Annotated in this window: 15 protein-coding genes; 10 read left to right on the top strand and 5 right to left on the bottom strand. The window is 68.8% G+C overall.

Features of this window, described 5'->3' with window-relative positions; genetic code table 11:
* Nucleotides 1–52: 52 nt before the first annotated feature.
* The gene (locus BKD30_RS10955) at nt 53–322 is read left to right on the top strand and encodes a hypothetical protein (protein ID WP_143588169.1); all 270 of its coding nucleotides are present in this window, start codon (nt 53–55) and stop codon (nt 320–322) included.
* Nucleotides 323–441: 119 nt separating this feature from the next.
* On the opposite strand, the gene mfd is transcribed toward BKD30_RS10955, so the two are convergent.
* Complete coding sequence (gene mfd, locus BKD30_RS10950; protein ID WP_076704607.1) at nt 442–4,182, bottom strand: transcription-repair coupling factor; 3,741 nt, start codon at nt 4,180–4,182, stop codon at nt 442–444.
* Between the two features lie 170 nt (nt 4,183–4,352).
* Here mfd and BKD30_RS10945 point away from each other — a divergent pair, with 170 nt between their 5' ends.
* The 5 genes from BKD30_RS10945 to BKD30_RS10925 all read left to right on the top strand — a co-directional run bounded on the left by BKD30_RS10945 (nt 4,353) and on the right by BKD30_RS10925 (nt 8,746).
* A complete protein-coding gene (locus BKD30_RS10945; RefSeq protein WP_076704605.1) occupies nt 4,353–4,850 on the top strand; it encodes a DUF2505 domain-containing protein in 498 nt (165 codons plus the stop codon).
* 2 nt (nt 4,851–4,852) lie between these two features.
* Nucleotides 4,853–5,164, top strand: coding sequence for a hypothetical protein (locus BKD30_RS10940; protein WP_076704603.1), 312 nt, complete (start codon nt 4,853–4,855; stop codon nt 5,162–5,164).
* 188 nt (nt 5,165–5,352) lie between these two features.
* Nucleotides 5,353–6,669 carry a Na+/H+ antiporter NhaA gene (gene nhaA / locus BKD30_RS10935; protein ID WP_076704684.1) on the top strand — a complete coding sequence of 439 codons (1,317 nt, stop codon included), beginning with the start codon at nt 5,353–5,355 and terminating at the stop codon, nt 6,667–6,669.
* Between the two features lie 148 nt (nt 6,670–6,817).
* Entirely contained in the window at nt 6,818–8,179 is a 1,362-nt protein-coding gene (locus BKD30_RS10930) for a UDP-glucose dehydrogenase family protein (RefSeq protein WP_076704598.1), read from the top strand.
* A gap of 105 nt (nt 8,180–8,284) precedes the next feature.
* Complete coding sequence (locus BKD30_RS10925; RefSeq protein ID WP_143588168.1) at nt 8,285–8,746, top strand: VanZ family protein; 462 nt, start codon at nt 8,285–8,287, stop codon at nt 8,744–8,746.
* 56 nt (nt 8,747–8,802) lie between these two features.
* Here BKD30_RS10925 and rfbA read toward each other — a convergent pair whose 3' ends face one another.
* The gene (rfbA, locus tag BKD30_RS10920; protein ID WP_076704596.1) at nt 8,803–9,669 is read right to left on the bottom strand and encodes a glucose-1-phosphate thymidylyltransferase RfbA; all 867 of its coding nucleotides are present in this window, start codon (nt 9,667–9,669) and stop codon (nt 8,803–8,805) included.
* Nucleotides 9,670–9,760: 91 nt separating this feature from the next.
* Between rfbA and rfbB the strand changes: the two genes are divergently transcribed.
* From rfbB to BKD30_RS15635, 4 genes are all read left to right on the top strand, one after another.
* Nucleotides 9,761–10,759, top strand: coding sequence for a dTDP-glucose 4,6-dehydratase (gene rfbB, locus BKD30_RS10915; RefSeq protein WP_076704595.1), 999 nt, complete (start codon nt 9,761–9,763; stop codon nt 10,757–10,759).
* 1 nt (nt 10,760) lies between these two features.
* Entirely contained in the window at nt 10,761–12,173 is a 1,413-nt protein-coding gene (locus tag BKD30_RS10910; protein ID WP_076704594.1) for a sugar nucleotide-binding protein, read from the top strand.
* 279 nt (nt 12,174–12,452) lie between these two features.
* Nucleotides 12,453–15,068 (top strand): WecB/TagA/CpsF family glycosyltransferase, encoded by a 2,616-nt coding sequence (locus BKD30_RS15640; RefSeq protein ID WP_159440570.1) that lies wholly within the window; start codon nt 12,453–12,455, stop codon nt 15,066–15,068.
* Between the two features lie 226 nt (nt 15,069–15,294).
* Nucleotides 15,295–17,091, top strand: a complete 1,797-nt coding sequence (locus tag BKD30_RS15635) for a DUF4082 domain-containing protein (protein ID WP_159440569.1) — start codon at nt 15,295–15,297, stop codon at nt 17,089–17,091.
* A gap of 76 nt (nt 17,092–17,167) precedes the next feature.
* On the opposite strand, the gene BKD30_RS10880 is transcribed toward BKD30_RS15635, so the two are convergent.
* The 3 genes from BKD30_RS10880 to BKD30_RS10870 all read right to left on the bottom strand — a co-directional run bounded on the left by BKD30_RS10880 (nt 17,168) and on the right by BKD30_RS10870 (nt 20,932).
* The gene (locus tag BKD30_RS10880; RefSeq protein WP_159440568.1) at nt 17,168–19,066 is read right to left on the bottom strand and encodes an O-antigen ligase family protein; all 1,899 of its coding nucleotides are present in this window, start codon (nt 19,064–19,066) and stop codon (nt 17,168–17,170) included.
* 118 nt (nt 19,067–19,184) lie between these two features.
* Entirely contained in the window at nt 19,185–19,967 is a 783-nt protein-coding gene (locus tag BKD30_RS10875; RefSeq protein ID WP_076704591.1) for a YveK family protein, read from the bottom strand.
* A 92-nt stretch (nt 19,968–20,059) separates the two neighbouring features.
* Nucleotides 20,060–20,932, bottom strand: coding sequence for a glycosyltransferase (locus BKD30_RS10870; protein WP_076704589.1), 873 nt, complete (start codon nt 20,930–20,932; stop codon nt 20,060–20,062).

Here is a 20,932-nt window from a genome sequence, read left to right as displayed (position 1 = left end):
GCCGGTGGGTACGATGGGAACGAATCATCCGTCGCGCACCCCCGGAGGAAGCATGAGCACGTCAGCCGCACGACAGTCGCCCAGTCAAACGGCGGACAGCCGCCCGCACCGGACCCATTCCGGCGAGGGCCGCTTCGTGCAGAACTTCGTGACCTTCATCATCATGTTCGCCGTCTTCCTGGTCGGTCTCTACCTGATGAGCTTCATCGACCACAACAACCCCGCCACCTGGTGGGCGATGCCGGTCGCGATCCTGGTCGCCTCGGCCATGTACTTCATCGGGTTCTCCCGGCCGACCCGCAAGGAGCACGCCGGGCGCTGACCGGGCTCAGCCTCCCCGGCGTGAGTTAGCCGGTTCCACCCGAAAGCAGTGCTCTCAGAGCATGCCTCTCGGGCGGAACCAGCTAAGTCAAGGACGAGGCGCGATCGCCGTCGCCGCGCTCAGCCGGCAACGGCGGGCTCGGTCGCGAACACCGCGTCGATCACCCCGCGCGCCCACGTCAGGATCGCCTCGTCCGTCAGGTCGGTCGCCCCGATCGGGGCGGACTTCGGTCGCGGGATCAGCACCGCGTTCAGGGCCGGCTTCACCAGCGCGCCCGGGTACATGCGGGTGAGCCGCAGTTGCCGCGACTCGGGCAGGTCGGCGATCGGCCCGAACCGGACCATCGCCCCCTGGGCGATCACCTCGGTCAGCCCCGCGGCGCGGGCGGCGATCCGGAACCGGGCGACCGCCAGCAGGTTCTCCACCTCGGCCGGCGGTTCCCCGTACCGGTCGGTCAGCTCGACCTGGACCTCGTCGATCCCCTCGTCGGTGGACGCGGCGGCGAGCTTGCGGTACGCCTCCAGGCGCAGCCGCTCGCCGGGCACGTAGTCCTCGGGCAGGTGGGCGTTGACGGGCAGCTCGATCTTCATCTCCGCCGGCGTCTCGTCCTTCTCGCCCCGGAAGTCGGCGACGGCCTCCCCCACCAGACGCAGGTACAGGTCGAACCCGACGCCGGCGATGTGGCCGGACTGCTCGCCGCCGAGCAAGTTCCCGGCGCCGCGGATCTCGAGGTCCTTCATCGCCAGTTGCATGCCGGCCCCGAGCTCGTTGTGCTGGGCCACGGCCTTGAGCCGCTCCAGCGCGACCTCCCCGAGCGGCTTCTCGGACGGGAACAGGAAGTACGCGTACGCCCGTTCCCGGCCGCGGCCCACCCGACCGCGCAGCTGGTGCAGCTGGGACAGCCCGTACGCGTCGGCCCGGTCGATGATCAGGGTGTTCGCGTTCGCGATGTCCAGGCCGGTCTCGATGATGGTGGTGCAGATCAGCACGTCGAACCGGCGCTCCCAGAAGTCGACGATGATCTGCTCGAGCCGGGATTCGCTCATCTGCCCGTGCGCGACGGCGATCCGTGCCTCGGGCACCAGCTGCTGCAGGTGCGCGGCGGTCCGCTCGATCGAGGACACCCGGTTGTGCACGAAGAACACCTGCCCCTCGCGCATGAGTTCCCGCCGGACCGCCGCGGTGACCTGCTGGTCGGTGTAGGGGCCGACGTAGGTGAGCACGGGGTGTCGCTCCTCCGGCGGGGTGGCCAGCGTGGACATCTCCCGGATCCCGGTCACCGCCATCTCCAGGGTGCGCGGGATGGGGGTGGCGCTCATCGCCAGCACGTCGACGTTGGTGCGCAGCTTCTTCAGCTGTTCCTTGTGCTCGACGCCGAACCGCTGCTCCTCGTCGACGATCACCAGCCCGAGATCCTTGAACCGGACCTGGTCCGAGAACAGCCGGTGGGTGCCGATGACGACGTCGACGCTGCCCTCCGCCAGGCCGGTGATGGTGTCCTTCGCCGCCTTGGCCGTCTGGAAGCGGGACAGGGCCCGGATCCGCACCGGGAACCCGGAGAACCGCTCCGAGAACGTCTCGAAGTGCTGCTGCACCAGCAAGGTGGTGGGGACCAGGACCGCCACCTGCTTGCCGTCCTGGACCGCTTTGAACGCCGCGCGCACGGCGATCTCGGTCTTGCCGTAGCCGACATCGCCGGAGATCAGCCGGTCCATCGGCACCTCCCGCTCCATGTCGGCCTTGACCTCGTTGATCGTGGTCAGCTGGTCGGGGGTCTCGACATAGGGGAACGCCTCCTCCAGCTCCCGCTGCCAGGGCGTGTCCGGCCCGAACGCGTGCCCCCGCGACGCCATCCGGGCCGAGTACAGCCGGATCAGCTCGCCGGCGATCTCCTTGACCGCGCGTCGGGCGTGGTTCTTGGTGCGCGTCCAGTCGCTGCCGCCCATCTTCGACAGGGCGGGCGTGTCGCCACCGACGTACCGGGTCACCTGGTCCAGCTGGTCGGTGGGCACGAACAGGCGGTCACCGGGGGCCCCCCGCTTGGCGGGCGCGTACTCGATCACGAGGTACTCCCGGGTGGTGCGCGCCTTCCCGGCGCCGGTGGTGCGCTGGATCAGTTCGACGAACCGGCCGATGCCGTGCTGTTCGTGCACGACGAGGTCCCCCGCCGTCAGGCTCAGCGGGTCGACGGCGTTGCGCCGCCGCCGGGCCGGCATCCTGCGCATGTCCCGGGTGGTGGAGGCGCTGGACCGGCCGAGCAGGTCGGTCTCGGTGAGCAGACCCAGCTTGAGCGGCTCGACGACGAAGCCCCCGTCGGCCGCGCCGGTGGTGATGTGCACGATGCCGGCGTCGGGGACCGTGGCCACGTCGTCGACCCGGGCGGCGGGGATGTCGGCGTCGTGCAGCAGTTCGGCGATGCGCTGGGCGGGGCCGGGACCGGGCGTGCACACCACCAGGCGCCAGTCGTCGCGGACCCGGCCACCGAGGAAGGCGAGCATCTGCTCGACGTCACCCTGGTAGCGCAGCGGCTCCCGCGCGTCCACGCGCAGGGTGTCGACGTCGGGCAGGAGCTCGTCCTGGACGAAGGAGGACATCGACCACCAGCGCACCCCGGCGGCGAGGGTCGTCGACCGGGTGTCGGTCAGGGAGGCGAAACCGCCCGGCTCCAGGCCCGTGCCGTCGCGGCCGGCCGCGTCGAGCTGGAGCGGCGCCGCCCCGCCGTCGGACGCGGACGCCCAGGCGGCGGCGAGGAATTCCGCGTTCGTGCGTTCCAGGTCGTGCGCGCGGGCCCGGACCTTCTCCGGTTCGATCAGCACGAGCACGGACCCGGGCGGCAGGTGCTCGACGACCGGGACCATCCCGTCCGCCAGCACCGGCGCGAGGGACTCCATGCCCTCCACGGCGATGCCCGCGGCGATCTTCTCCAGCATCGCCGCGGCGCCGGGCATGGCCGGGATCAGGGCGGCGGCCCGCTCGGCGACGGCGGGGGTGATCAGCAACTCCCGGCACGGCGGGGCGTAGAGGCTCCGCAGTTCCTCCCCGGGGAGGGACCGCTGGTCCGCGACGGAGAAGTACCGCATGTTCTCGACCTCGTCGCCGAAGAACTCGATCCGCACCGGGTGGTCGGCGGTGGGCGCGAACACGTCGAGGATGCCACCGCGCACGGCGAACTCCCCGCGTCGGGTGACCATGTCCACCCGCGCGTAGGCGGCCGCGGAGAGCTGTTCGATCAGCCCCGAGAACTCGTGCTCCTGGCCGACCGTCACGGTCACCGGTTCGAGATCCTCCAGGCCGGCCACGACGGGCTGGACGACGGCACGGACGGGCGCGACGACGACCCGCAGCGGCGCGACGGCGTCAGTGCTCGCCGGCTGCGTTCCTTCCCGCTGCCCGGGGTGCGCGAGCCGGCGCAGCACGTGCAGGCGGGTGCCGACCGTGTCCGAGCGCGGGGAGAGCCGCTCGTGCGGCAGCGTCTCCCACGCGGGGAACGCCTCCACGGCGCCGGCCGGCAGGTAGCAGCTGAGCGCGTCGACGAGGTCACCCGCCTCCCGGTCGGTCGCGGTGACCGCGAGTACCACCGGGGCCCGATCCCCGCCCGACCGATCCCCGTCCGGCGCATCCCCGTCCGGCGCATCCCCGTCCGGCGCGGTGGCCGGTCCGGTGCCGACCGGCCGGTCGTCGGTGCCGGTGGCGGCGCCCCCCAGGCCGGCCGCCAACTCGGTCAGCAGGGCCGGCCGCAACCCCGCCGGGGCGCTGACCTCCAGGGACTCGGGGGCGTCGGCCCCGGCACGAGCCAGCCGAGCCAGCCGTGCGACGCCGGGTTCGTCCGCCAGGGCGGTGCGCAGACCGGTCAGGCTCATCAGTCACTCCTCGGGAACACAGCGCGGGCAGCACGAACGCCCGAGGTCCAGCACGGACCCCGGGGAGGCCACCAGCCTACCAACGGCCCGCCGTCCCTCTAGGATGAGGGAGCCGGACCGGTTTCCCGAACCGGTTCTCCCATCCCTCCGACAACGCCGAAGAGGACCCCATGAGCCTGGACGCGACCGCCACCATCGACGCCCCGGTGGACACGGTCATCCGTGCGTTCACCAACCGCGACTTCCAGCAGTACGCCGGAGCCGCCGCGGGTGGCTCTCTCGACGACTTCCGGATCGACGGCGACCCCGCCGGCGCATTCACCATCGCGATCGTCCGCGCGGTGGCCGAGGAGCGGATCCCCGACCTGGCGAGGTCCTTCATCCGCGGGCGGCTGCTGCTGAGCCAGGAGGAGCACTGGGCCGCGCCCGCCCCCGACGGCAGCCGCACCTCCGAGGTCTCCATCTCGTTCGGCAGCGTGCCGTTGAAGGTCACCGGGACCGAACGGCTGGCCGCCGCCGGTGACGGGTCGACCCTCACCGTCACCGGGAACGTCACCTCCGGCATCTCGTTCCTCGGCGCGCGGATCGCCCAGATGGCCGAACCGGTGATCGCGAAGGCCGTGCGGCTGCAGGCCACCGCCGTCGCCCGCTGGATCCGGGAGCACTGACCGTGTCGCTGCCCATCCCGCTGGCCGTCATCCTCATCGTCGCCGGCCTCTGGTCGCTGGTGGCGTGGGGGTTCATCGCGGTCCGGGCCGTGCGCGCGACGCGGAGCGCGCCGACGTCGGCTCCGGGCTCCCCCAGCCGTGAGGCGTCGGCACCCAGCGGCACCTCGACCCGCGGGACATCGACCGACGAGGCCGCGACCGGACCGGCACCGACCCCGGCCGCCACACCATCGACGCTGTCGCTGCTCGTCGTCGCGATCTCGATGACGCTGGGGCTGGCGACCCTGGTGATCGGCTTCCGCGCCCTCGGTTGACGCGACCGCGACAAACGTCGGCGACGCGCCCGGTCGCGCCTGCCGCCGTCGTTCCCCACGGAATCCCCCGGTAGACTCATCCCCTGGTGTGCCGGGAAGTCTGGTCGGCGTCGTTCTGTCCTGCGCGCCGTGCGGCGCACGATCCCCGGGAGCCGCCCGTGACCGACCAACCCGAGCACGATCCGCCCGTGACCGACCAGCGGGCGAGCGCGGCCGCCCGCCCTGTCGCCGCCGTCGGCCGCACCCTGTTCGGCCGCGGAACCCGGCGTGAGGACCGCCGCATCGGCGAGATCCTGCGCAAGGAGACCGCCGGCGGCGTGCTGCTGATCGTCGCCACCGTCCTCGCGCTGCTGTGGGCGAATTCGCCCTGGGCCGACGGTTACACGGCGCTGCGGGACACGACCCTGGGCGTCGACGTCCTGGACCTGGAGCTGACCGTCGGGCGATGGGCCTCCGACGGCCTGCTGGCGATCTTCTTCTTCCTGGTGGGGCTGGAGCTCAAGCGCGAGTTCCTCGTCGGTGACCTGCGCGATCTCTCCCGGGCGATCGTCCCGATCACCGCGGCCTTCGGCGGTGTGGCCGTCCCGGCGCTGATCTACGTGCTCGTCACCGCACCGTCCGGGACGGAGACGCTCCGGGGCTGGGCCATCCCCACGGCCACGGACATCGCGTTCGCTCTGGCCGTGCTGGCCGTGATCGGCTCGCACCTGCCGTCGGCGCTGAGAACCTTCCTGCTCACGCTGGCCGTCGTCGACGATCTGATCGCCATCGTCATCATCGCCTTCGTCTACACCTCCGACCTGCAGATCGGCTATCTGCTGGCCGGGCTGGTGCCGCTGGCGCTGTTCGGGTTGGTCGCCCAGCGCCGCGAGCGGCTGTTCCGGTTGCGTCCGGGGGCGGCCTGGGTCCTCCTGCTGCCCCTCGGCGTGGCGACCTGGGTACTGGTGCACGCGTCCGGGGTGCACGCCACCATCGCCGGCGTCCTGCTGGGGCTGACCGTGCCGGTGCGCGTCCGGACGCGCACACCGGAGTCCCATGACGAGGAGAGCCTGGCCGAGAGCCTGGAGCACCGGCTCCGGCCCCTCTCCACGGGTGTCGCCGTGCCCGTCTTCGCGTTCTTCTCCGCCGGCGTGGCCCTGGGCGGCGCCGAAGGCATTCGCGCCACCGTGACGGACCCGGTGGCGATCGGCATCGCGGTCGGCCTGGTGGCCGGGAAGACCATCGGCGTACTGGGCACCACCTGGCTGCTCACCCGAACCACGCGAGCGAACCTGGACCCGGCCGTCGGGTGGCCCGACGTGGTCGGCCTGTCCGTCCTCGCGGGCATCGGGTTCACCGTGTCCCTGCTGATCGCCGAACTCAGCTTCGGGACGGGCAGCCCGCACCAGGACCACGCCAAGGTCGCCATCCTCACCGGGTCGCTGATCGCCGCCGTCATCGCGTCAATCATCCTGCGCGCCCGGAACCGCCACCATCGCCGCCACGCCATCCACCGCGTGGGCTGACGGGCGCAGCCGGTGGGACGAGGTGCGATCGACCGGTGGTGCAGTACGCCGTCGAGCCGCACGTACTTTCCTTTCCGCCCACGTTCGGGTGGCGCGCACGGTGCACCATAGGCTGACCGGGGCAGTCGGTAGCGGAAGGGCTGATGGCGTGAAGATCTCGGTGATCGGGTGCGGGTATCTGGGGGTGGTGCACGCGGCGTGCATGGCCCGGCTGGGCCACGACGTGGTCGGGGTCGACGTGGACGAGCGGAAGATCGCCGCCCTGCAGTCCGCGGCGGCACCGTTCTACGAGCCGGGTTTGAACGAGCTGCTCGCCGACATCCAGGCAGGGGGCTCCGACCACGGTGCGGGGACCGGGACCGGCTCCGGCACCGGCGCCGGGAGCCTGCGGTTCACCACCGACCTGGCCCGGATCACCGGGGCGCGCGCGCACTTCGTGTGTGTGGGCACCCCGCAGCGCAAGGGCGAGAACGCCGCGGACCTGCGGTACGTCGACGCCGCGTTCGCCTCCGCCGCCGCGTACCTGGCGCCCGGTGACCTGATCATCGGCAAGTCAACGGTCCCGGTGGGCACCGCCGGGCGCCTGGCGGAGGACCTGCACCGCATCGTGCCCGACGCGAGGCTGGTGTGGAATCCCGAGTTCCTGCGCGAAGGCCACGCCGTCACCGACACCCTGCAGCCCGACCGGCTGGTCTACGGCATCCCCGACGACGAGCAGCGGGAGACCACCGCGGCCGTCCTGGACGAGATCTACGCCGCGCCGCTGACCGGGGGGTCCGCCCGGCTGGTCACCGACTATACGACCGCTGAGCTGGTCAAGACCGCCGCCAACTCGTTCCTGGCCACGAAGATCTCCTTCATCAACGCGATGGCCGAGCTGTGCGAGGCGGCCGGCGCCGACGTCACCGAGCTCGCCGACGCGATCGGGCTGGACGACCGGATCGGCCGGAAGTTCCTCAACGCCGGGCTCGGCTTCGGCGGCGGCTGCCTGCCCAAGGACATCCGGGCGTTCATGGCCCGGGCCGGGGAGCTCGGCGCGGACCAGGCCCTGACGTTCCTGCGGGAGGTCGACGCCATCAACATGCGCCGCCGGATCCGGATGGTCGAACTCGCCCGCGAGGTCTGCGACGGGTCCTTCCTGGGCAGGACCATCACCGTGCTCGGCGCCGCGTTCAAACCCGAGAGCGACGACGTGCGGGACTCCCCCGCCCTGAACGTCGCCGCCCAGATCCAGCTCCAGGGTGGCAACGTCGTCGTCACCGACCCGAGAGCGCTGGCCAACGCCGAGCACCGGTTTCCGGACCTGCAGTACGAGGCGGACGTCGCGATCGCCCTGACGGGGGCGGACGCCGTGCTGCTGCTGACCGAGTGGAAGCAGTACACCGATCTGGACCCCGAGAAGACCGCGACCCTCGTCCGCACCCGCCGGATCCTGGACGGGCGCAACGTGCTCGACCCCGCCACCTGGCGGGCCGCCGGCTGGACCTACCGGGCACTCGGCCGCCCCTGACGAGGCGGCGGACGGTCCGACGTAAGCTGGAGCCCATCGAGTCATGGTCCGCTTCACCGGGTACCCATCGGCTATGTCGACGACAGAAGGATCAGGACGCATACGGTGCACGTGCAACGGAGGAGACGGGGGCTACTGCTCCTGTGCGCGGTCGGGGTGATCATCGTGGTGGCGGTCATGGTCTTCTGGCCGGTGCCCGTCGACCGGCCTTTCCGCCAGGTCATCATGCAGGTGCTCGACGCTGCGCGTGACCGCGGCCTGCCGCCGTGGGTCACCTACAACCAAGTCGAACGTGCGGCCAATGTCCTTCTTTTCATGCCGGTCGGGGCCGTCGTCACCCTCGTGCTGAGACGGCCGGTCGTCGCTCTCACCCTGTGCGTGCTCGCATCCGCCGGTATTGAACTGGTGCAGTACTTCCTGCTCGGCTCCCGCAAGGGCAGTGTCGTCGACCTCGCGATGAACTCTCTTGGCGCAGCTGTCGGGGTGACGGGCGTCGTCGTCACAGCGCGGATCGTCCGTCTGCTGCGGAACCGGTGGGGGCGACGATCGGTCAGCGAGCCGAGCTGATCCGCGACCACGGGCGACCCGTCACCACGGGTACCGGCCAGTCCGACGGACCGACCTCAGCGTTGCTCAAGCAGCCGCAGCAGATATCGGCCGTACCCGCTCTTGACCAAGGGTTCCGCCCGCTCCCGTAGCCCGTCGTCGTCGATGAAGCCCCGGCGCCAAGCGATCTCCTCCGGGCAGCCGATGGACAGGCCCTGCCGCTTCTCGACCGTGCGGATGTAGTCGGAGGCGTCGAGCAGGGAGTCGAAGGTACCAGTGTCCAACCATGCGGTGCCTCGAGGCAGGATCTCGACCTGCAAGCGGTCCTCTCGCAAGTAGGTGAGATTGACGTCCGTGATCTCCAGTTCTCCCCGTGCCGACGGCTTCAACCCTGCAGCGATCTCGAGCACGTCGTTGTCGTAGAAGTACAGTCCGGGGATCGCGTAGTTACTCCTCGGAGCGGTGGGCTTCTCTTCCAGGGAAACGGCGCGGCCGTCAGCGTCGAACTCGATGACGCCGTAGTCCTGGGGATTGGCGACCCAGTACCCGAACACCGCCGCACCGTCGACCTCGGCAAAGCGGCGCAACTGCCGACCCATCCGCGGTCCGTAGAAGATATTGTCACCGAGCACCAGGGCGACGGTGTCGGTACCGACGTGGTCGGCACCGAGCACGAACGCCTGCGCAAGGCCGTCGGGACTGGGCTGAGACACATAGCTGAGATTCACCCCGAAGCGCGAGCCATCACCGAGAAGGCGGTGGAACTGCTCCGCATCGTGCGGCGTGGTGATCACCAGAATGTCCTGAATACCGGCCAACATCAGCGTGGACAGCGGGTAGTACACCATGGGCTTGTCGTAGACCGGCACGAGCTGTTTCGACGTACCGAGCGTGATCGGGTGCAGGCGCGAGCCCGTACCCCCCGCTAGTAGGATCCCCCGCATGCGTCCCCGTTTCCTCTGACTATTCCGTGCTCCGCGCCTCCGCTGCGACACGCGTCCGTCTGTCGATCGGTGCTCTACTAAGCTAACGCGCATGCGCCAGTTGCTGGTCACCGGGGGAGCCGGTTTCATCGGTTCGAATTTCGTCCGTCATGTACTCGAGCACACCGAGGATAGCGTCACGGTGCTCGACAGCTTCACGTATGCGGCGAGTGAGGCGGCGCTCACCGGCCTCGACCCGACGCGGGTGCAGGTGGTGCGGGGCGACATCGCGGACGCCACGCTCATCGACGCCGTGCTCGCCGGGCACGACGCCGTCGTTCACTTCGCCGCGGAGACCCACAATGACAACTCCCTGGTCTCTCCGGCGCCGTTCCTGCAGACCAACCTTGTCGGCACCTACACACTGCTGGAGGCGGCCCGCCGCCATGGCACGCGTTTCCATCACATCTCGACCGACGAGGTCTTCGGTGACCTCGAGCTGGACGACCCTGCCCGGTTCACCGAGTCCACTCCCTTCAACCCCTCGAGCCCCTATTCCGCCACCAAGGCAGGCTCGGATCTGCTGGTCCGTGCCTGGGTGCGCTCGTTCGGCGTGCAGGCGACGATCAGCAATTGCTCGAACAATTACGGGCCCTGGCAGCACGTCGAGAAGTTCATTCCGCGGCAGATCACCAATGTGCTGACCGGCTCCCGCCCCAAGTTGTACGGCGACGGGCTGCACGTGCGGGACTGGATCCACGCCGACGATCACTCCTCCGGCGTTCTGGCCGTTCTGGACCGCGGTCAGATCGGCGCCACCTACCTGATCGGCGCGGACGGAGAGCGCAGCAACCGACAGGTGATCGCCGACATCCTCAGGTTGATGGGTCGCGATCCTGATGACTTCGAGCACGTCACCGACCGCACCGGTCACGATCGCCGGTACGCCATCGACGCGACCCGGCTGCGCACCGAGCTGGGCTGGCAGCCCCGATACGCTGATTTCGAGGCGGGGCTGGCCGCGACCATCGACTGGTACCAGGAGCACGAGGACGTGTGGCGACCGGCCAAGGAAGCCACCGAGGCGACCTACGCGGCAAAGGGACAATGACGTGACGGCCTCCCTCGACGCATCGGCGACCGCCATCGACGGTCTCATCATTCTCACCCTCCCGGTCCACGCTGACGCACGTGGCTGGTTCAAGGAGAACTGGCAGCGGGAGAAGATGGCCCCGCTCGGTCTCGGCGACTTCACCCCTGTCCAGCACAACGTCTCGTTCAACGCGGCCCCGGGGACGACCCGCGGCATCCACGCGGAACCGTGGGACAAGTATGTCTCCGTCGCCAGCGGCAGTGTCTTCGGCGCGTGGGTCGACCTGCGGAAGGGCCCCGGCTTCGGCACGGTGGTCACCGCACGGCTCGGTCCCGGATCGGCGGTCTTCGTTCCGCGCGGCGTCGGCAACGCGTTTCAGACCCTCGAGAAGGACACCGCGTACACGTATCTGGTGAACGACCACTGGAGCGCGGCCGCCCAGTCCCGGTACACGTACCTCAACCTGGCAGATGAGACGGTCGGCATCGACTGGCCGATCGACCTGGCCGAAGCGGAGGTGTCCGCCGCGGACCGCACGCACCCTCGACTGAACGACGTCACCCCGATGGCGGGCCGAGACGTCGTCGTGCTCGGTGCCGGCGGTCAGATCGGCCGGGCGCTACGGAAGATACTGCCGGCCGCACGATTCGTGGGGCGGAATGAGGTCAACCTGGCCGATCCAGCGGCGGTCGCTCGGCTCGACGTCGACGGCGTCGGCACCATCATCAACGCTGCCGCCTTCACCAATGTCGACGCCGCCGAGAGCGAAACCGGTCGCCGCACGGCCTGGGCCGTGAACGCGGCCGCCGTGGCCATCCTCGCCGGGATCGCCACCCGCCACCAGCTCACCCTGGTGCACCTGTCCTCCGACTACGTCTTCGACGGCACCGTCGCGGAGCACCACGAACAGGAAGCGCTCAGCCCCCTCGGCGTCTACGGACAGACCAAGGCCGCCGGCGACCTCGCCGCCTCCGGCGCACCCCGGCACTACATCGTGCGAACCAGCTGGGTGGTCGGGGACGGCGGCAACTTCGTCCGCACCATGGCCTCTCTTGCCGACCGAGCGGTCGCCCCCCGCGTGGTGGACGACCAGTTCGGACGGCTCAGCTTCAGCGACGACCTTGCGGCGGGCATCGTGCACCTGCTCGATTCCGGCGCCACCTACGGCACCTACAACCTGACCAACACCGGCCCGGTGCGGTCGTGGGCACAGATCGCGGCCGATGTGTACCGCGCGCGCGGGGCCGACCCGGCACTGGTGACCCCGGTGTCCACCGAGGACTACGTCGCCCAGCACGGGACCGACATCGCCACCGCTCCCCGCCCGCGGCACAGCGCGCTGAGCACGGCCAAACTCGAAGCCACCGGGTTCACCCCCCGACCCGCGGACGCGGCTCTGCGTGCCTACCTGGCGGACGACACGACCGGCTGAGTCCGAGCCACGTCACGCGGCGCCGACGCGCAGACACATCTTGCACGCCGTCGGCGTCGCGTCCTAGAGTCAGCCATAGCTGACCGGCTCGGACCTGCCGGATCAGCATCATGGGGGTCACTGGGGGTCAGAATGTCGTCAGCGGTGGATCGTGCACGTCCCTCTCACGCCGGCAGGGGTACTGGCGTCGCCGGCCATCACGGCCGGAGCCAAACAGACGTGGGCGACGGCCCGGCACCGACGCCGGTGGCACCGAGACCTCCCCACCCGCACGTTGCCGTGGCGGGTATCCGCATCGATCTCCTCGAAGCCGATCAGGCCCTGGCCGCGATCATCGAGCACGCGACCCGACCCAACGGTATGCCACTCGCCGTCGTGTCGATCAATCTCGACCACATCCACCACTTCGCTCCCGGGCAACGCTGGCACGGGACGCTGGACGAAGGTCCCGACGTCGAGTTCCTGAATCTGCTCGACGGTGCTCCCCTGGTCGCCCAGGTTGCCCGCACGACGGGCCGGTCCTGGCCACGCCTGGCCGGCAGCGATCTGATCGACCCGGTGCTCGACGCGGCCGCCGAGCGCGGCGTGCGGGTCGGGTTTCTCGGCGGCAGCCCGGAGACCCAGGCCACCCTGCGCGACCTGTTCGCCACCGAACGACCCGGCCTGGCGGTGTCGGGATGGTGGGCGCCTTCGCGGGACGTCCTGACCGATCCCGAAGCGTCGGCTGTCCTGGCCGACCAGATCCGGGTCGCGGGCACCGACCTTCTCGTCGTGGGGCTCGGAAAGCCCCGGCAGGAGCTGTGGATGAGCCGGTACGGTGCCGCGTCCGGGGCGCGGGTGCTGCTCGGGTTCGGGGCCGCCGTCGATTTCCTGGCCGGCAACGTCGAGCGGGCCCCGCGCTGGGTCAGCGAGCGGGGACTGGAGTGGAGCTGGCGCCTCGTGAAGGAGCCGAGCCGGCTCGCGCGGCGCTACCTCCTGGACGGGCCGCCCGCCTACCTCGCCGTCCGGCGCAACCGGGACAACGTCACGCCGGCACGAACTGCGCGGCCCGTGGTCGAGCGGCTGGCCTCTGTCAGGGGGGCCGGGACGGGGCAGCGCGACGAGCTGACGCCGGGACGATTCGCTCCGCCGGGCACCCACGCGGACGTCACCGTGCTGGCCGTGACCTATCGCAACGCGGACGACATCGATCGGCTGATCGGCTCGCTGCGGGAGGAGACGCGCGACGCGCGCATCCGGGTCGTTGTCGCTGACAACTCACCCGACGGCGGCACCCTCGACGCGTTGAACCGGTACGACGACGTCATCGCCTTCTCCACCGGCGGCAACCTCGGGTATGCGGCGGGTCTGAACGCCGCAGCGGAACGGGCCGACCTGACCGATACCCTGCTCGTGCTCAACCCTGACCTGCGCGTCGAGCGGGGCTCCGTTCTCGCCCTCCGCGCCCGGATGAGTGCCACCGGGGCGGGGATCGTGGTGCCCGCCCTGCTCGACGACGACGGGACGATCTACCGGTCGCTGCGTCGCGAACCCTCCCTGACCCGGTCGTTCGGCGACGCCGTTCTCGGATCGCGGCTTCCCTGGCGGCCGGCGTGGTTGTCGGAGATCGACCACGACGACGAGAGCTATCAGCATCCGCACCGGATCGACTGGGCCACGGGAGCGGCCCTGCTCGTACGCGCCGACGTCGCCGCCGCCCTGGGCCCGTGGGACGAGCGCTACTTCCTCTATTCCGAGGAGACGGACTATTTCCGGCGCTTCCGAGAGGCCGGCTGGTCCGTCTGGTACGAACCGGCCGCCCGCATGTGGCACAGCCGCGGTGGATCCGGCGCGTCACCCCAACTCGTCGCCCTGATAGCGGTCAACAAGGTGCGCTACGCCCGGGCGCACCGGGGATCTCTCTACGCCCTCGGCATGCGCGCCCTCGGAGCGGCCGGCGCTCTGGCTCGGCCGCACAACGCCGGCGACCGCGTGGCGGCTCGTTACCTGCTCGGCGTTCGGCCGTGGGAACAACTCCCCCGGGCCGTGCCCGCCGCCCCGACATTCGACGCCGCCACCCTTCCGCACGGCGCGGTCATCATTCCGGCTCACAACGAGGAGTCGGTGATCGCTCGCACCCTGACTCCGCTGGCTCCGCTCGCCGCGGCCGGTGCCATCGACGTCGTCGTGGCCTGCAACGGGTGCTCCGACCGCACGGCCGAGATTGCCCGCGGGTTCCCCGGCATGACCGTCCTGGACCTCGCCACGGCGTCGAAGACCGCGGCGCTCAACGCGGCCGACGCCGCAACGGGCGCGTGGCCCCGGCTCTACCTGGATGCGGACATCGAGATCACGGCGGCGACCCTGCAGGCGCTCTTCCTGCATTTGAGCGAGCCCGAACGGCTCGCAGCACGGCCGGTCGCCGACTACGACACCGACGCCGCCGGCCCCCTGGTACGCGCCTACTACCGCGCCCGGCGCCGGGTGCCCGAACTGCACCGGCACCTGTGGGGAGCCGGTGCCTATGCCGTGTCGGCAGCCGGCCATGCCCGGCTGGGCCGGTTCCCGGACGTCACGGCCGACGACGCGTGGGCGGACTCCCGATTCGCACCAGAGGAGAAGCAGGTCATCGCCACCACGCCGGTGGTGATCCGCACCCCGCGGACGACGGGCGCCCTGGTGGCCACCCTGGGCCGGGTGTACGGCGGCGTGGCACAGCTGGACGGCGGCGAGCCGGTGGCCGACCGCGGGTCCGGCTCGGGCCTGCGCAACCTGCTGGCCAGCATCGACGGTGCCCGAACCACGATCGATGCGGCGGTCTACGCCGGGATCGTCGCGGCCGCGCGGCTGCGCCTGCGGCTCAGTGCGGCACTGCGTGAACCGGGCCACTGGGCGCGGGACGAGAGCAGCAGGTGACGACTTCGGTCCAGAACCATACGCCAACCCCTAGCGGCGATGAGGTGTGTCGCCTCTGAGGCGCAGATCGCTCTAGGCCGATACAGGGCGTGCCGTAGAGTGTTAGACTCCCGCAACGGGGGCCGCAGAAGTTCCAACTCCTTCGCACTGGCACGGCAGGACTGACATGCATCCCATTCCCGTATCTTGGCGCGGCACGCGTCGTCGCAGGTCCAGACTCGCGGTCATGGCCATTATGACGGCCCTTTCACTGACGACCTCGCTCACTCCCATGATGAGCGCCACCGCCGATACGTTGGTGCCCACACCGGGAGCGAGCACCGGCCCTGCCCCGACAACTCCGTCAACGGTGACGGTGGATGATGACCGCTCCGTGGAACTGGGTTCGCTTTTCTCGCCCACCGATGATGGAGTCGTGTCCGCAATCCGCTTTTACAAGGGCGCCGCCAACGTGGGACCACACACGGTTACCCTCTGGTCGGCCGACGGCAGAGAACTCGCCAGCGGGGCGGCGAACCCAACGGACGAAAGCAACTCCGGCTGGCAGACGATTACTTTGCCTACACCGGTGAAGATCGCAAAAGGGAGCACGTATATCGCCTCCTACCTGGCGCCTCGGGGCCGCTACTCGGCTGATCTAAACGGTCGGGACGATGCCGTGACCGTTGGAGCTCTCACCTATCCAGTCGGAAGCGGGGTGTATGCGTACGGGAACGGCGGAAATGCTCCGTCTCAGCGCTACCAGAACGCGAACTACTTCGTCGAACCGGTCTTCACTCCCGGGAACCCGTCACCCGCAACCCCAGCCCCCACGACCACCGTTACACCGACGCCGTCGACACCTGCGCCCAGTGCCCTTAACCTGCCTCGCATTCCGTGGGAGGGAGGCTCCGCGTACTGGAAACAGTTCAGCAAGGCGAACGCCGCTGGGTGGTCCGATCCGTCCTTCTTTCCCATCGTCGCCTGGTACAACGGCATCAGTTCCAACCGTGAGGCCGCGTACGACAAGTCCGTGGGAATCAACACCTATATCGGCATGGACCCCAGTACGCCGTATTCCTTGTTCCGGGACAACGGCGTCTACTGGATCGGAGGAAAGCTCAACAGCTCCTTCACTGACGCGAGTACGAACTGGGTCGGAAACTTCCTCGACGACGAAGTGGATGGTCGGTTCACCCCTGCCGAAGGACGCCAGTACCTCCAGAACCTGTCCGACCAGGCCGTCGGCACTGGACGATTCCGCTACGCCAATTTCACTCAGATGGTCATGAGTGCCGATATGAATCAGCAGGACGCCCGCGCCTACGTGAACAACTACACCGACGCTGTCTCGTTGGACATGTACTGGTATACGATTCCCTTCTGCAGCAACGTCCCGTTCCGCCAGAACTACATCCTTCCCATCACCCAAGAAAACTGCCGCACTGCCTCCAGTTATGGAACCACCATGAAGGCGTTGCGACAACAAGATGCCACCGATGGCAAGCTGCAAGCCCCGTGGCAGTTCGTCGAACTGCTCAACGGCGGGCCCGGTGAAGGTCCGTTCACCGCGAACGTCTCGGCCGACCAGCTCAAAGGTGCAGTGATGGCTTCAGTCATCAACGAGGCCCGCGGCATCGTCTACTTCAACCAGAGCCTCTCGGGTCCGTGCCAGGGCGGTAGCCTGATCCGTCAGGCGCAGACGACCAGCGGCTTCTGCGGCGCGGACCAAGTACGAGCGGCCTCCGAGGTCAACAATCAGATCAAGAGTCTGGCCCCTGTGCTGAACACTCAGTCCTACCAGTACTCCTTCGGCTCTGGGCTGGACACGATGCTCAAGAGCTACAACGGTGATGCTTATGTCTTCGCCATGATCGACGGCAAGTCTTCTCCCGGTAGTCGGACGTTCCGCCTGCCGAGTGAGTTCTCGGCCAGTTCGGTGGAGGTGGTTGGCGAGAATCGTTCGATCCCCGTGTCAGGCGGTGTGTTCACGGACGGCTTCGCGAACGAGTCCAGCTACCACATCTATCGGGTCAAGCTCTAATTCTGCCGCTGCCGCTTCAGCGCTGATCAGAGGTCCGGTCGGGGCGTCCTCGGGCACGGTCCGACCGGACCATCGATCATTGCTGGCGCCGCCTGACTCCTCGAGGCCGGCGCCAGACCACGTGATCAGTCAGCCCGGACAGGCCGAGCGCTACGCCCACGGCGAGCGCACTCGTGGCGGCCACAGCGTAGGACGTCCGCACCCGCTGTTCCGAGACCACCACATCCCCGGCTGCTTGGCGCGCGGTCTCGATCCTCGCCCCCGCCCGGACGCCGATGGCATCTTGAGGCACTTTCGCCAGCGACGTCAGCGTCGACGCGATCCCACGAGACCGGGCCAGGACCGCGTCAGGAGAGTCGCCCACCACCTCGACCCGGATGGCTGGTGTGTTGAAGTTGGTCTGCCACTGCCCCCCAGCATCCGGCAGGTAGACGGCCTGCGCGCTTCGCGCCCCGGTACCGAACAAGGGAGCGCTGGTGGGCCGGATTGGGTAGTTCGGGTGGCTGCCGACATACATCCGCTGCACTATTGCCGCGAAGCCGACGATCATGGGTGCTTCCGTCCGGAGCGGGTTGCTCCTCGTTGCCCGCGGCGGAGCCTCGAACCGGACGTCGAACTCGGTGTAGTAGACACCGGGCACGGATCTGGCGGCTGCCGCAATGGGAATCGCCGCCAGACATACCGCCAGGGCGACGTACCACCGGCGCGCCAGGACTGCGCTCCACCGCCGGACGCTCGGCTCGGCGACGTGCATGCCCTGCATGCGCCCGGGCCTGTCGGCGCGATGAAGGTTCCGGAGAGCTCCGCACAACCCCACCACGAGAAACAACAGGCCGACGCTCTGCGGGAAGTAGAACGCATCGAAGAAGGCGAACAGCAAGGCACCCGAGACCACGGCAGCGCTCAACGCAGGTCCGAGCGCCGCGAGGTCCGGGTCGGCGTCGCGGCGCTGCGCCATCCCCGTGGCTGCTGCGGTCAAGACGACGCCGAGGAACGCGGCCAGACCGATGACGCCGATTTGGATCAGTAGACCGATGTACTGGTTGTCGAAGATGTGGTAGGAGCGATCCAGCGTGCCGAGTCCCCGTCCCCACCACGGGGAAGCGGCCACATAACTGCCGACGATGTCGTAGCTGGACGTCCTGGACACCAGGCTCGGATCCTCGGGATTGAACATGGCCCGGACGGTGCTGGCTAACGACGGGGCCAGCGCCAGTGCACCGGTGATTCCGATCAACGCCGCCACCGCCACCGCCCGGCGCATTCGGCGGTCCCAGCTGGGAAACAGGACCACAAGGACGGAAACAATGCCCAGCAGCGCAGACCTGGTCAGTGACACGACCGCGGCAGCGAACGTGAGGGCCGCTGGCGTCCAGCGCTGCGCCACGCTCCGCGACGACTTCTGCGCCAGGAACAAGGCCAGCGCAAACGTCATCGACAACACCGACGCGAACTCCAGAGCGTGCCGCGCGGTGGCTTCTGGCCGGATGAAACCACCTCGGGTGTCTACCGCTCCTTGCCCGACGGACGACAGCCCCGGTGTAGCGACGGCGTCGACTAAATTCTGTCCGGTGACGAACTGCAACAACCCGAGCGCGGAGTATGCAGCTCCGAGCCAGCAGATACGGCGGACCAGCACCAAAAGCCGCTCCTTGCTTCGGATACCGTCGTTGGCCACCAGCACGACGCCCGCCCAGGACGCGACGGTGATCAGCCCCGTCATGGAACCGTTGGCGTTCTCCTGCGGCAGCGCGGTGAGTGCTGCCTTCACGAAGGATGCCAACACGCACATGATGAAGATGAACAAGGCGATCCGCACCGGTTGTACCCGATGAGTGGTAGTGCTGGTGATCCGGCGGATGTGGTACCACGCCCACCACAGCAACATGATCGAACCGAAGATGCTGGCAGGCGATCCCGCTGCACCCAGCGCAGCGACCCCGCGGTCGGACGGCACCACCAGCAGCAGCACCACATAGACGGTCAAGACGGTCGTGGCGTCGATGCCACGACGCCAAGCGGTGCTGCCACCCCTCACGCCGCGTGTTACTGGTGACGCCACCGCGATCGGCGCTGCCGTCGACGACAATGTTTCAGACCTCGACACGCGCTCTGCCCTGTTCCACAGCCTCCGGTTCATAGAATTCTGTCGCTCGGGGCGCAGCCGTCGCGTCGTCCCTGTCGTCGGTCGCGCCCGAGTCCGCCTCGTCCGCCCGGGCCGGGTCCTCCGCTTCCCCGCGGTCACCGGGTTCCGCTTCTGGCTCTGCCGCCCCGCCGGATCTGCGTCGCGCCAGCATCCGGTCCAGCAGCCCAGTGATGAGGATGGTGGCTGCTGTGCCGACGACCGCGGTCAGTACGGTCGCCTGCAACTGCTGTTTGTCCACACTCTTGGCGGTGGAATCCCGGGAGAGTTCCATCATCGTGATGGTGGAAGCTGCCGGCACCTTCAGTGACGTCTGCAGCTCTGCAAGGGTCTTGGGCATCAGCGCCACCGTGCCAGCGAGCAGTTGCATCGCGGAGCCGGCATCATCGGCGGTGGCCGTGATGGCCATGATGGGTCCACTGGTAGTCGTGTCCTGAACGATCGAGAGCGCACTCCCGGGGTAACGATCCAACAGCGCTCCGGCAACCTCGGGCGAGGTCACCTTCACTCGGAGCACACCGACGGCCTGGTCCAGACCGCCCAGGTACAGATAGGGATTGTCGCCCACTGTGACAGCGACCTTCGGCGGGATGAGAACAACGCTGGCGCCAGCCTCGTACGTCGGCTTGATTGCGCCGAAAACGGTGATGGTGGCCACGGCCGTGATGGCAAGGCCAACCAGCACGACGTACCAAAGCCTGCGACAGCTCGAGATGAAGTCCCTGACGAACATTGTTCAAGCCCCACTCTTCCGGTGTCCGTTGTCTTTCCTGCTTCGACGACCTGAGACCGTCCTCGTTGTCGTCATCCTTTCGCTTCCCCGGGCTATCCACCCGCACGTGTCCGGCCTGCGACAAGCACCTTGATCCGATCGAGACCCGCCTTGCCGCCAACCTGGAGAATGGTCCGCTTGGCCACCGCCCGCGCGCCGTCCCGGAGCAGCCGTACCCGGCTGCGCACGAGCTGGTCCATCCAGAGGTCACGTGACCTCGGCTGTGGCATGGTCGCCACAACCGAAGGAAACAGCGCGGTGTAGCGATCCGGGCGCACTCGTACCCCCCGGACCCGGTTGCTGACGTTGCCGCCATGGACAACCTGCAACCAACCGGGCGCGCCGTGGAGCCGGGTCGCGGGCATCGAGTACTCCAGTCGGTTGTGCCAGTCGGACCAGCACGTGACGGGTGCATTCCAGCTTTCCGCGACCGAACAGAAGGCATTGCTGACATCGCGGTGCCGGTAGAGCGCGTCGGTCTGCATGATCAGCCCATTGGTCAGATACAGCGCCCGGCGAGCAGTACCCGCGACGCCTTTCTGGAGGCGGGCGACGAAATCCACCGCGACGGCGTCATCATTGTCGAGGTTCGTGGTCAGCAGTACGTCGCCCGCAGCGCCAGTCACAGCACGGATGTCCTTCAGGAGGTCGTCCCGGGGCACTTCTTCCCGATAGATCGGGACAAACAGGCCGTCGTGCGAGAGTTCGGTGATGCGGTTCTTCAGCCAATCGGGGCTCTGCACATCGAGATAAATGATCCAGTGGAACGATCGCTGCACCTGGGCTCGCACCGAGGGAAGACAGTACCGCTCGAAGAGCGATTGTCGATTCCGCAACCAGCCCTCCTTGGCACGTACCAAGCTTTCCACTCCCGGCGACGGCAGATTGAAACGCGTCAGAAGCACGTGGTCGATGGTCAGGGGCAT

This window comes from Tersicoccus phoenicis, assembly GCF_001968835.1.
Lineage (GTDB): Bacteria > Actinomycetota > Actinomycetes > Actinomycetales > Micrococcaceae > Tersicoccus > Tersicoccus phoenicis.
This window is presented reverse-complemented; position numbering and strand designations above follow the sequence as displayed.

Coding starts and splice junctions, on each gene's coding strand:
- BKD30_RS10875 (WP_076704591.1), bottom strand. CDS start 19,967: ATGTTCGTCAGGGACTTCATCTCGAGCTGTCGCAGGCTTTGGTACGTC.
- BKD30_RS10955 (WP_143588169.1), top strand. CDS start 53: ATGAGCACGTCAGCCGCACGACAGTCGCCCAGTCAAACGGCGGACAGC.
- rfbB (WP_076704595.1), top strand. CDS start 9,761: ATGCGCCAGTTGCTGGTCACCGGGGGAGCCGGTTTCATCGGTTCGAAT.
- BKD30_RS10945 (WP_076704605.1), top strand. CDS start 4,353: ATGAGCCTGGACGCGACCGCCACCATCGACGCCCCGGTGGACACGGTC.
- rfbA (WP_076704596.1), bottom strand. CDS start 9,669: ATGCGGGGGATCCTACTAGCGGGGGGTACGGGCTCGCGCCTGCACCCG.
- BKD30_RS15635 (WP_159440569.1), top strand. CDS start 15,295: ATGGCCATTATGACGGCCCTTTCACTGACGACCTCGCTCACTCCCATG.
- mfd (WP_076704607.1), bottom strand. CDS start 4,182: ATGAGCCTGACCGGTCTGCGCACCGCCCTGGCGGACGAACCCGGCGTC.
- BKD30_RS10870 (WP_076704589.1), bottom strand. CDS start 20,932: ATGCCCCTGACCATCGACCACGTGCTTCTGACGCGTTTCAATCTGCCG.